Consider the following 11312-nt stretch of genomic DNA (forward strand, 5'->3'; position numbering starts at 1 on the left):
GCTATGAGCGAAGAAACCCCCGACACACCGACAGGCGACGACGCCAAGGCCACCAAAGGCAAATCCCATGGCCGCCTCGCCGTGCGTGAGACCTTGAAGCCCCGCGAGTTGATGACCAACACGCCCGACATCGTTGGCGTTTGGAAGGCGAAAATCATCACACTCTTTCCTGAAGCCTTTCCGGGCGTCTTGGGCGAGAGCCTGACGGGAAAGGCTCTGCAAGAAGGCAAATGGCAGCTGGAGAAAGTCCACCTGCGCGAGTTTGGCGTCGGCAAGCACAAGAACGTGGACGACACCCCCGCGGGCGGTGGCGCAGGCATGGTGATCCGAGCGGACGTTCTGGGCGAAGCGATTGATTTCGCGATGAACGGCACACCTGCGGATCGCAACGAATGGCCGCTCGTCTACCTCAGCCCACGCGGGAAGCGGTTCGATCAGGCCATGGCGAAACGTTGGTCAAAGGCGCGCGGGGTCACGATGATCTGTGGGCGGTTCGAGGGCGTGGATGACCGCGCGCTGTTCCACTACGGAATCGAGGAAGTCTCGCTGGGCGACTTCGTGATGACGGGTGGCGAGATTGCCGCGCAGGCGATGATCGACGCGACCGTGCGCCTCCTGCCCGATGTGCTGGGCAATGCCGAGAGCATCGAGGAAGAGAGCCACTCCAACGGTCTTCTCGAACACCCGCAATTCACCCGCCCCGCCGAGTGGCGCGGCTTGCCAATCCCCGAGGTTCTGATGTCCGGCCACCACGGCAAAATCGCAGAATGGCGGCAGAAAATGTCCGAGAAGATCACCAAGGATCGGCGCCCCGACCTATGGGAAGCCTACGTCAATCGTAACGGCATCAAGGACCGACGCAGCGACTAGGGTGAAAAGCCCTCGTGACCCCTGCAAATATTGCTTGATCGGGCGAAGGCGCACGCATATACACCGCGAAGTCTGGCACCGTGGAATCGGTGCGCGGGCCGTCTTGCTATTGTTCGCGCGCTTTCTTCGGCGTGTCATAGGGACATAAGCGAGCGCATATAAGAAAAGTCGACCGAACCTCCTGCGGGCACTGCGGTGAACCCGAAAGAAGACAAGGAGCTCTGGGACGCGCGAAACGTCGTGGAATACCACGCTCAAATTGGAGAAAAGCGATGGATCTTATCGCACAGCTGGAAGCCGAGCAGATTGCTGCGCTTGGCAAAGAAATTCCGGATTTTAAAGCAGGCGACACCATCCGTGTCGGCTACAAAGTGACCGAGGGCTCGCGCTCCCGTGTCCAGATGTACGAAGGTGTGTGCATCTCCCGCAAGAACGGCAAGGGCATCGCTGGCTCCTTCACCGTTCGCAAGATTTCCTTTGGCGAAGGCGTGGAACGTGTGTTCCCCCTCTACTCGACCAACATCGACAGCATCGAAGTTGTCCGCCGTGGTCGCGTACGTCGCGCCAAACTCTACTACCTCCGTTCGCGTCGTGGTAAATCCGCACGTATCGCCGAGGTCACAAACTACAAGCCGCTCGCCGGCGACAACGCGTAAGGAGACGGACGATGAAAGCCGATACCCATCCCGACTACCACATCATCGACGTCAAAATGACCGATGGCACCGTTGTTCAGATGAAATCGACCTGGGGTTCCGAGGGCGACACGCTCGCGCTCGACATCGACCCTTCCGCGCACCCCGCGTGGAACGGCGGCTCCTCGCGCCTGATGGATCAGGGCGGTCGTGTTTCCAAGTTCAAAAACAAATACGCTGGCCTCGGCTTCTAAGCCAAACGCCACAGTGTTTTCGGAAAGGCCCGCCTCTCATGGCGGGCTTTTTCATGTCGTGGTTGCGGGTTGGAGCGACGTCTGCGCCACTCTGCCCCACGCGCAACAGGACGCGCCGAACTTGTCTGTGGACGTCGAAACGCCCTTGCACGGGCCACCGAAACGGCGGCATACAGGGGCAAACTGGGGACAGGCGCGCGGCATCAAGACCGCGCCAAAGGAACGGGATCAGGGCACGTGGCACATATCATCGTCGTGGGGAACGAAAAGGGCGGAGCGGGGAAATCGACTGTCTCCATGCATGTGGCGACAGCACTTTCGCGGATGGGACATCGCGTTGGCGCGATTGACCTCGACCTCCGCCAGAAGTCCTTTGCACGCTACCTCGAAAACCGCTTGTCCTACTGTCTGCGCGAGGGAATTGACCTTCCTACGCCCGACTACCGCGACCTTCCCACCGTGGACAAGGCCGATCTGGCCGAGGGCGAAAACCCCTATGACCGCCGCCTTTCGATGGCGGTGACAGGGCTTGAGGAAAGCTGCGACTTCATCCTGATCGACTGCCCTGGATCGCACACACGTCTGTCTCAGGTCGCGCATTCTCTGGCCGACACGTTGGTCACGCCGATGAACGATAGCTTCATCGACTTTGACCTACTGGCCCGCGTTGATCCCGACACCAACAAAATTCTCGGCCCCTCGGTCTATTCCGAAATGGTGTGGAACGCGCGCCAGCTGCGGGCGCAGGCGGGCTTGAAGCCGATTGACTGGGTGGTGTTGCGCAACCGTCTTGGCGCGCAGAACATGCACAACAAGAAGAAGATCGGTGCCGCCATGGAAGACCTGTCCAAGCGGATCGGGTTCCGCCTCGCACCAGGTTTCTCGGAGCGTGTGATCTTCCGCGAGTTGTTCCCGCGTGGCCTCACCCTGCTTGATTTGAAAGACATCGGCGTCAAGAACGCGCTCAACATCTCCAACGTCGCCGCCCGTCAAGAGGTGCGCGACATGATAAAGGAGTTGCGCCTGCCGAATGTTGAGGTGGATTTCTAGGGCGGATTAACGCGCCCGCGCTCAATCCAGTTTTACGACCGAGACCTTATCGGGCGAGATGCCATCTTTGGCCAGATGTTTGGAGAGGGCCATAGCCTCTTCGTTTGCTGTGCTCGGCGCGACCTTGATAGTCTTTGTGTTGAGCCTCACCGTCTTGGGGCGATCTCTCCACAATTTGCGCGGATCATACTTCTCGAACAGCGTTTCCTGATAAATCGGGTCGGGGCCCGTCATATCGATATCAGCATATTTGGACGCCACCGATCCCGAGGTCAGTGCCGCAATATTTCCTGACCGCGAAGCGCTGCGCAAACCGTCGGAATAATTGAAGATGAAATAGAGGGCACCCGCGGAAAACAGCACCGCTTGCAGGACCATTTTATACATCTACGCCTCTCCCCAGATACAGTTTCTCCACCGGCCACCTCACGCAGTGGCGTTGGAAATCTTTTCGAGGCGGCTAAGGAACGGATCGGACTTGCGCAGTTTCGACTTCGACTTGGCAGCGGGAGCTACACGGCTTCGGGTCGCGTTAACCCCAAGCTCGGATTTCCTGCTTCCACGTACAAGGAACACTAGTGAAACGATGATGAGGACCAGCCCCGCGCCGCCGAGCATCATCAGGTGCTGCGCTGTGAGTGAGGCCGCAATAGCCTCGAAGCGGGACATCAAATTGGAAAGATCGGGCATGTCGGCCTCCCTTTTCACTTACGGATTTGCACTTACGCCGACCGTAATTTCGCCCGCCGCATGAGATCAGGTTGCCGTCCGAATTGGGCGGAAATCGGGCGGAGACGGGGCGTTTTGAGGCATTGCGCGGAAGAGAGCCATCCTGCGCAACATATCATCCATCAGCCGGGATAACGCCTTGTCCCCCTGCGGCGGGCGCTACAAAATGCACGAAGTCGGCAAAAAACACGAAGGGAGCAAGGCCGCGTGGCAACGACAGGGATCATTTTGGCGGGCGGATTGGCGCGACGTCTGGGCGGCGTTGAAAAGGCGCTGATCAAGGTCGCGGACGCTCCGCTTCTGCAACACGTTCTGACCCGTGTGCAGCCGCAATGTGACGCTCTGGCGCTCTCGGCCAATGGTGATCCATCACGGTTTTCCGCCTATGGCTTGGAAGTGCTGGCCGACCCGCTCCCCGATCATCAAGGGCCCCTTGCGGGAGTGCTCGCGGGTTTGGACTGGGCGGCCGGGCGCGGGGCGGAACAGCTCGCGACGGTGCCTGTGGACACGCCCTTCCTGCCGAGCGATCTTGTTGCGCGTCTGGAGGGCGCAGCAGGGCCGAAGGGTGCAGCTATCGCGGCGAGTATGGTTAATGGCGCAAGCCGCGCGCAACCTGTGGTCGGACTGTGGCCAGTCAGCTTTCGTGACGAATTGCGGGAAATCCTTTCAGGCGGTCAACGTCGTGTGCTTGCCGCGGCGAAGGCAGCAGGGGCTGTGGAGGTTCTGTTTGAACGCGAGGACTACAATGTCGACCCGTTTTTCAACATCAACACGCCCGAAGATGTGGCCAAAGCCGAGCGCCTCGCCACCCGTTAACCGCGCGAAGTGTCGCCCGTGCCGCAGCGGATCAGATAGTGCTGCACCTCGTCCACGGTCTCCATCCCGATAAACTCATGCCCCGCCTCGGAGCAGAAATGCGGCACGTCGATGACTGCTGCGGGGTCGGTCGCGCGCAGGCGCACGACCGTGCCTTTCTTCGCCCCCGCCAACACCTTACGCGCCCTGAGTACGGGGAGCGGGCAGAGCAGGCCGATAGCGTCGATGTCATGTGTCACGGAATCCATGGCAGAGATTTAGGCGAGACGCAGGCTCGTGTCGAGCCATCCCGCGCCGATCAGGGCTCTCCATAGCAAAGGGGCGACGCAATGCAGCACCGCCCCTTCCACATCTTATGTCTAACCTCCGGCGAGGTAATCTAGCCACGGGCTCTGCTCGGCGATCATGTGATCGACAAGCTCGGAGACGCCCTTCGACTTGGTGACTACGGGATCGACCAAGAGGGCCTGCACTACCAAATCGCGGCTCTTGTTCAGGATCGCTTCGGCGGTCATGTCGTGCACCCCGATCTGGTTGGTCAGCAACCCGCGCACCCCCACAGGGACATCGACCGCAATGCCGTGGATGCCCTTTTCGTTGATGGTCGCGGGCACTTCAACACAGATCCACTCGGGCAAGTTCGCAATGAACCCCTTGTTGGGAATGTTCACCGCCGCTTCCTCGTATTCGCCCGCACCGAGCAGAGCCTCCATGATCGGCACGACCCGCTCTTTCAGCACAGGTTCGATCACAGGCTCCGTCGTGCCAAGGAAGTTTCGGTAATAGGTGTAGAAGTCCAGAATTCCCCGATGATCCGAACAATCGTGCGCCCATTGAATATACTCGCCGAAATGGCTGTCATAGGTGATCGGCAGAGCGCCGAATTTCTCAAGCACCAGCGCGAAAAGCCATCTATCCGACCATGGGCGCACCGTGTCGATTGCGCTCATATCAATATCCATCCAGCCTTCGGTTTCGATGGTCTGGCCCGTCTTGCGCGTCATTTGGAGAATTTCCGAATACCCAGGCATATTGCCGAAATAGGCCTCGGCTTTTTCGCGCACGTCAGGATAAGCATCACTGCCATCCTTGGTATAGGACACTTCCGTCATGACCGAGAAGTGATTCAATCCACCAGCCCGATACATGATCTCGGAACGCTCGACGCCCAACAACGGCGCAAGGTGGCGTTCAAGAGAGGCGATCTCATGACACATACCGACAAACTTCAACTCGGGGAACGCGCGATGCACCGTGGTGCAGATGCGGCTCATCGGGTTCGAATAGTTAAACACCGTAGCGTCGGGACAAATGTCCACAACCTGCTGGCAGATATCGAGAATCGGAGGAATGATCCGCAGGCTGTGGAACAGCCCACCTGGCCCACCGTTTTCACCGTAGACCTGCGTGAAGCCGTATTGCTGCGGCACTTTCCAGTCCAGATCCCAAAGCGCGAAACGGTCGCCCACCTCGATGGAGATCACGACGAATGTGGCCCCCTGAAGGGCGGATTTCAGGTCCGTTGTGGCCGAGAGCGTAAAGCTCAGATCATGCGCATCAACAAACCGCTTGGCCACATCCAGAGTCCGCAGCGCCGCATCCTCGTTGATATCATGCAGGATGATCTCCGCGCCCGTCAGCGAATTGCTTTGGAAGATATCTCCCAGCATACCGGTTCCGAATTGCAGGCTTCCTGCCCCCACCAAAACGATTTTTGTCATTTGTTTTGCCCTACTTTTGCACCTTGTGCGTTTGACATTGATAGCATCGCCGCCGCGAGGGTTTTCCTGCCCCTCGCATCGACAGACTCGCCACCTTCCGAAACGTTTCGGGAGTAAAAGACGAGAAGTTTGATCCTGTCAATCAGATGAAGAATATTTGATCAGGCCCGAGCCGTTGAGGCGCGTTCGATGAACTCGAAATCTGCGACTTCCTGCAACCTGCTGCGATCATCCATTCCGTTCTCAATGGCGTCGCACAGAAAGCGGCTGAGCGCCTTCCAACCGCGCTCGAAAGGGGAGCGCGTGACGGTCAACGCGGGGTAAAACGCCGATGTGCGGATGTTGCTCAGAACGTCATCGTGCGCGATTATCGAAACATCGGAAGGCACTGAAAGCTGCAACGCTTCCAACGAACTATACGCCCCGCGTGCCAGAAATACATTTGCGCAGATAATACCCGTCGGGCGCTCCCTGCCCTCGGCAAACAATTGCGCCGTCGCAACACTTCCTTTGGCTTCGGTCATGGTGCAATGAATCACCAACGAGTTGTTGAACGGCAGGCCCGCCTCGCGCAAGGCCGCTTGATATCCCTCCAGCCGTCGTTGCGCATAGGCATAACCTTTGGGACCATTGAGCATGGCAATGCGCCTGTGTCCCAAACCAATCAGATGCTCGGTATGCCACTTTGCAACGGCGAAATTGTCGATATCGAAAAAGGGGTGCTTGGCTTCCGCCGACGCGCGCCCGTGGGTCACGTAAGGAACACCCGCCTTCTCCATGATGTCGATGCGGGGATCATTCTCTATCAGGTCAATCAGAACAAACCCGTCGAATGACCCGCTGCCGATTGCCTTGCCATAGATCGTTTCGACATCCGCATCTTGATCGGTCATCTGCAACGCAAACTGGATGTCGCGGGCGGAGAATTCCATCGACAGGCCCGAGATAATATCCAGCGCAGCCAGATCGCTCGGAAAGGTCAGATGGCCCGCCCTGATCAGCGACACCATTCCGCTACGCCCCGTTTTGAGCGACCGCGCCGAGCGATTGGCCGAATAGCCCAACTCCTTTGCCCCGCGGCGCACCCTCTCCTTGGTGGCCTCGCTAACGTCCGAATGATCATTCAACGCACGGCTGATCTGGGTGACGGAAATCCCGAGATGGCGACTGAGGTCTTTGAGTGTAGTCATGTCAGATACGAGAGCTTCCCAAGGCACGCCTTGGTCTACTGTGCGCAGCGCACCCGCCACTGTAAAGTTCAATCGAGCGACGATGCTGCTCGAGCGATGGCTTCCCTGCCCTAAGGACTTCAGCGGAGTAGAGTTGTCGGGCGGCGTGCGCCCCTACTCTTTTGCGCAGGACGAGGGAACTTCGGGCTTGAGCGCCAGCAAAGAGTGGAGGCCGCAATTTCCTTGAACAAGATCGCGCAACGTCACCAGGTCAAGCTCGTGATAGAATGCGTCCAACGCACGCTCAATATAGCGCTTTAGGCGGCAGGTGCCACGCAGTGGACAGGTATTTGTGGCCTCGTCGAAGCACTCGGCGAACGGAATATCCGCTTCGAAGAGGCGGAATATGGCGCCGATCGAGACATCCTCGGCACGGTGAGCCAGCGTGAAACCTCCCGCACGACCCCGCACGGTGGTGACATATCCCGCCGCCTGAAGGCGCTGCACCACATGGGCGGCGTGATTGGTGGAGCAATTGCAAATGTCCGCGACCTCCGCGGTTTTAAGCAGGTGGTCGGGGTTCTCGGCGCAGACCATCAAGATGCGGGCGGCGAGGTTTGTTCTAATCGTTAAGCGCATGACGTTCCTCTAGACATGCCCCTAACTTGATTTCAAAATGCAGCAATAGCCTTGCGCCAGATCAAGTCGCCCTCGCTGCGACACGATTATTCACACATCAAAGATATGGAATAAGGCACCTGCCGTGATGATCTCCCCCCTTAAACACCTCGACAACGAATCCCTCGGCAGCCTGCTGTCAGTCATCGCCAGCCTCATCTGGCTTGGTGTCGCTGCGGTGATCGCATGGGTCTTTGGCGCGCTGATGGCGGAGGAGCCGGTCTCGGCGCTGCACGCGGGCAGCGCGATCTTGCTGCTTTGGGGATTGCGCGCTGTGATCGACATGGCCGCACAGGCCCATCTCGCCCGCGCAGCAGATGCGAAGATCGACGCACTCAGATCAGAGATCGTCTTGGCGGAGGCCCAAGCGGCCACGCCATCCGCCCTTGGTGGCGCGGGCGCACTTGCTGCACTCACGGCAGAAAAGCTGGAAGCCCTGCGCCCTGCCCTGCTTCGTTACCGCCCTGCTCGGATGCGGGTCATGGTGCTGCCCCCGATTATACTCGGCCTTGCGCTCTGGCACAGTTGGGCGGTAGCGCTTGTCCTGCTAGTCGCGGGACCGTTGATCCCTCTCTTCATGGCTTTGGTCGGCTGGGCCGCGAAGGAAGCCAGCGCGCGCCAGATGAAGGAAGTCGGGCAGTTGAGCGACGTGCTCGTGGACCGTCTTGCCGCGCTCTCCGATCTGAAACTCATTGGCGCGGGTGCGGCGACGGTCGAAGATTTTGCCCGCGCAAGCGACGACCTTCGCGCGCGGACCATGGCGGTGCTGCGCATCGCCTTCCTGTCATCCACCGTGCTCGAACTCTTCGCAGCACTCGGCGTGGCTATGGTCGCGGTCTGGGTCGGCTTTTCGCTTCTGGGCGAGTTAGGTTGGGGCACATGGGGAACAACCCTGACACCCACAGCAGGCCTCTTCCTCCTTCTCCTTGCGCCGGAATATTTCCAACCTCTGCGCGATCTCGCCGCCGCATGGCACGACCGGTCCGAGGCGGATGCCGTGCTGGATGAAGTAACCGAATGGCGTGACGAAGCGCGGGCGCAACGGATAGGCCACGGCAAGATTTCCGCTCCCTTGGCAGACATCTCGACGCTTGCGATCCGAGGCTTGCACCACCGCGGCATTGCCTATCCTGACCTTGAACTGAAAGCGGGGGGCAGCCTCGCCATCGTGGGGCCGAGCGGCGCGGGCAAGACAACGCTTCTGCGCCTGATCGCGGGATTGGAACGGCCTGACGACGGCGCGATCATGATTAATGGCCGCCCCCTATCCGAAGACAATGCCGACGCTTGGCGGGCCGCAATCGGATGGATGCCACAGGCCCCGCACTTCCTGAACGGATCGCTGCGCTACAATATAGGTTTCGGCGACGAGGTGCCAAAGAACAACCTGCAGGCCGCAGGTCTGGACGGCGTCATCGAGCGGCTCCCACGGGGTGATCTGACCCGTCTGGGCGAGCGCGGCGCAGGCCTATCGGGCGGCGAAGGAAGGCGTGTCACCTTGGCACGAGCCTTGCATGGTGGACCGAGCATTCTGATCGCCGACGAACCCACGGCGGACCTAGACTCCGTCACCGCCCGCCTTGTGGGCGACAGCTTGCTGCGCTTTTCCCAAGCGGGCGGAACGCTCCTCGTCGCCACACATGACGAGGCGCTGGCGGCGCGACTGGCGCAACGGATCACGATCTCAGGACGGGGTGCAGAATGAAGGATCTTCTGGCCATCGTCACCCGCATCTCGCGAGCCGAGCGCACAGCTCTTTTGCGCGGCCTCGCTCTGGCCGTGGCCGTACTGGCAATGGGGGTCTCTCTCCTCGCCCTGTCAGGCTGGTTCATCATGGCAACCGCGGCGGCGGGGATTGCAGGGATAGGTATCCTGTTCAATGTCTTTGCACCCTCGGCGATGGTGCGTTTCCTCGCATTGGGGCGGAGTGCGGCGCGATATGGTGAGCGCGTGTTGACCCATGACGCGACCCTGCGGGCGGTCTCCAGCCTTCGGATCGCGCTTTTGCGCGGGCTGCTTTCGCGCCCACATCGAGCACTCGAACAACTTCGCGCGGCCTCGGAACTCAATCGCATCACGGCCGACACGGAGGCATTGGACGGCGCGCTGTTGCGCCTGATCATTCCCGCCGTAGCGGGGTGGATCACGATACTGGCCGCGTCACTTTTGCTCGGATGGCTGGTAGATCCCGTGGTGGCGCTGATCGTTGGCGGCGGCTACCTGATCCTGCCGACAGCAATCTTTCTGGCGGGACAGCGCGCCGCGAAACGCCCCGCACGACTGGCAGAGACCGCTCTTCAGGCGGGGCGGAGTCGCATGGTTGACCTCGTTGCGGGGCGCGATGACCTTGCTGTTTTCGGGCAGTTGCAGGCGGCCACGGATCGGGTGCAAGACGCCCTCGCTCGTGCGACAGAGGCGCGCGCACGATTGGACCAGATAGAGCGGATCACGGGGATGCTTCTGGACTTGGTAAGCGCGCTCGTCACGGTGGGTAGCCTTACGGCGGGAATTTTGCTGGTTCAATCGGGCAGCATAACCGTGGCCACGGCGGCAATCGGTGTCTTTGCGGCACTGGCCCTTGCCGAGGTGGTCGCACCCGTGCGGCGCGCTCTGTCTGAGATCGGGCGCATGACACAGGCGGCGAAACGGATTCGCCCAGCATTGCGGGTGCAGGGAACGAGCGACCATAACGCGCCGATCCCCGACCCCGCCGCCGCGCATATCGTCGAGATGCAGGATGTCACTTTCGGCGAAACGGGCACGCCGCTCTTCAATCCCGTTTCCCTGTCGGTGGGGCGCGGTGAAATGGTCGTTCTTGAAGGCCCCAGCGGCAGCGGGAAAAGCACGCTCCTGCTCGCGGCCATCGGCGCTTTGGCACCGACACAGGGCAACGTGCGCCTCTTCGGTGTCGATCCGCGGCGGCTCCCGTTTGAGGCGGTAGCGGATGGAGCAGTCCTTGTGACGCAACGCTCCGCCCTCATAGCCGAAAGCGTGGCAGCAAACCTACGCCTCGCCGTACCAGGCGCAAGCGAAGACGACCTCTGGGCCGCCTTGGACGCTGTCTGTCTGGCCAACACTGTGCGGGACCGCGGCGGGTTGGAACTTCGACTTGGAATGCGCGGCGCGGGACTTTCAGGTGGTGAGGCACGCAGGCTGGTTCTTGCGCGGGCCATTCTGCGCGCTCCCAGACTGCTCCTTCTGGACGAACCGACTGAGGGGCTGGACACGGCAACAGCACGCAATGTTATGTTGGGGCTGCGCCACGCCTGTCCCGACGCGGGCTTTCTCGTCGCGGCGCATCGAGCAGCAGAGCGAGATCAAGCCGACCGCATCGTGCGGGTCGCCAGCAGCTGAATCCGCCGACACGACAATTTCATTCGGATGATGCGA

13 protein-coding genes are annotated in these 11312 nt (G+C 60.3%); 7 read left to right on the forward strand and 6 right to left on the reverse strand.

Annotated elements, in window-relative coordinates:
* Positions 1 to 3: 3 nt before the first annotated feature.
* The 4 genes from trmD to ACN0SC_RS04485 all read left to right on the forward strand — a co-directional run bounded on the left by trmD (position 4) and on the right by ACN0SC_RS04485 (position 2809).
* On the forward strand, positions 4 to 870 hold the full coding sequence (gene trmD, locus ACN0SC_RS04470) for a tRNA (guanosine(37)-N1)-methyltransferase TrmD (protein WP_417248448.1): 867 nt from the start codon (positions 4 to 6) through the stop codon (positions 868 to 870).
* 272 nt (positions 871 to 1142) lie between these two features.
* Positions 1143 to 1526: a 50S ribosomal protein L19 gene (gene rplS / locus ACN0SC_RS04475; RefSeq protein WP_417248449.1), complete on the forward strand. Its 384-nt coding sequence runs from the start codon at positions 1143 to 1145 to the stop codon at positions 1524 to 1526.
* Between the two features lie 11 nt (positions 1527 to 1537).
* Positions 1538 to 1759: a 50S ribosomal protein L31 gene (gene rpmE / locus ACN0SC_RS04480; RefSeq protein WP_417248450.1), complete on the forward strand. Its 222-nt coding sequence runs from the start codon at positions 1538 to 1540 to the stop codon at positions 1757 to 1759.
* Between the two features lie 237 nt (positions 1760 to 1996).
* Entirely contained in the window at positions 1997 to 2809 is an 813-nt protein-coding gene (locus ACN0SC_RS04485; protein ID WP_417248451.1) for a division plane positioning ATPase MipZ, read from the forward strand.
* 21 nt (positions 2810 to 2830) lie between these two features.
* Here the strand turns inward: ACN0SC_RS04485 and ACN0SC_RS04490 are convergent, their stop codons facing one another.
* Positions 2831 to 3196, reverse strand: a complete 366-nt coding sequence (locus tag ACN0SC_RS04490) for a hypothetical protein (RefSeq protein WP_417248452.1) — start codon at positions 3194 to 3196, stop codon at positions 2831 to 2833.
* Between the two features lie 39 nt (positions 3197 to 3235).
* A complete protein-coding gene (locus ACN0SC_RS04495; protein ID WP_417248453.1) occupies positions 3236 to 3499 on the reverse strand; it encodes a hypothetical protein in 264 nt (87 codons plus the stop codon).
* Positions 3500 to 3745: 246 nt separating this feature from the next.
* Here ACN0SC_RS04495 and mobA point away from each other — a divergent pair, with 246 nt between their 5' ends.
* The gene (gene mobA / locus ACN0SC_RS04500) at positions 3746 to 4354 is read left to right on the forward strand and encodes a molybdenum cofactor guanylyltransferase MobA (protein ID WP_417248454.1); all 609 of its coding nucleotides are present in this window, start codon (positions 3746 to 3748) and stop codon (positions 4352 to 4354) included.
* Here the strand turns inward: mobA and ACN0SC_RS04505 are convergent.
* The 4 genes from ACN0SC_RS04505 to ACN0SC_RS04520 all read right to left on the reverse strand — a co-directional run bounded on the left by ACN0SC_RS04505 (position 4351) and on the right by ACN0SC_RS04520 (position 7883).
* Positions 4351 to 4602 carry a sulfurtransferase TusA family protein gene (locus ACN0SC_RS04505; protein WP_417248455.1) on the reverse strand — a complete coding sequence of 84 codons (252 nt, stop codon included), beginning with the start codon at positions 4600 to 4602 and terminating at the stop codon, positions 4351 to 4353. The two genes, mobA and ACN0SC_RS04505, sit on opposite strands and share 4 nt — an antisense overlap.
* 111 nt (positions 4603 to 4713) lie before the next feature.
* Entirely contained in the window at positions 4714 to 6075 is a 1362-nt protein-coding gene (locus ACN0SC_RS04510) for a hypothetical protein (RefSeq protein ID WP_417248456.1), read from the reverse strand.
* Positions 6076 to 6236: 161 nt separating this feature from the next.
* Positions 6237 to 7265: a LacI family DNA-binding transcriptional regulator gene (locus ACN0SC_RS04515; RefSeq protein ID WP_417248457.1), complete on the reverse strand. Its 1029-nt coding sequence runs from the start codon at positions 7263 to 7265 to the stop codon at positions 6237 to 6239.
* Positions 7266 to 7418: 153 nt separating this feature from the next.
* Positions 7419 to 7883: an RrF2 family transcriptional regulator gene (locus tag ACN0SC_RS04520; protein WP_417248458.1), complete on the reverse strand. Its 465-nt coding sequence runs from the start codon at positions 7881 to 7883 to the stop codon at positions 7419 to 7421.
* 127 nt (positions 7884 to 8010) lie between these two features.
* On the opposite strand from ACN0SC_RS04520, the gene cydD reads away from it, so the two are divergent.
* A complete protein-coding gene (gene cydD / locus ACN0SC_RS04525) occupies positions 8011 to 9627 on the forward strand; it encodes a thiol reductant ABC exporter subunit CydD (protein ID WP_417248556.1) in 1617 nt (538 codons plus the stop codon).
* Positions 9624 to 11276 (forward strand): amino acid ABC transporter ATP-binding/permease protein, encoded by a 1653-nt coding sequence (locus tag ACN0SC_RS04530; protein ID WP_417248459.1) that lies wholly within the window; start codon positions 9624 to 9626, stop codon positions 11274 to 11276. The genes cydD and ACN0SC_RS04530 overlap by 4 nt, the downstream gene beginning before the upstream one ends.
* Positions 11277 to 11312 lie beyond the last annotated feature (36 nt).

It is taken from the genome of Celeribacter sp. (assembly GCF_048261515.1).
In the GTDB taxonomy this organism is placed as follows: Bacteria; Pseudomonadota; Alphaproteobacteria; order Rhodobacterales; family Rhodobacteraceae; genus Celeribacter.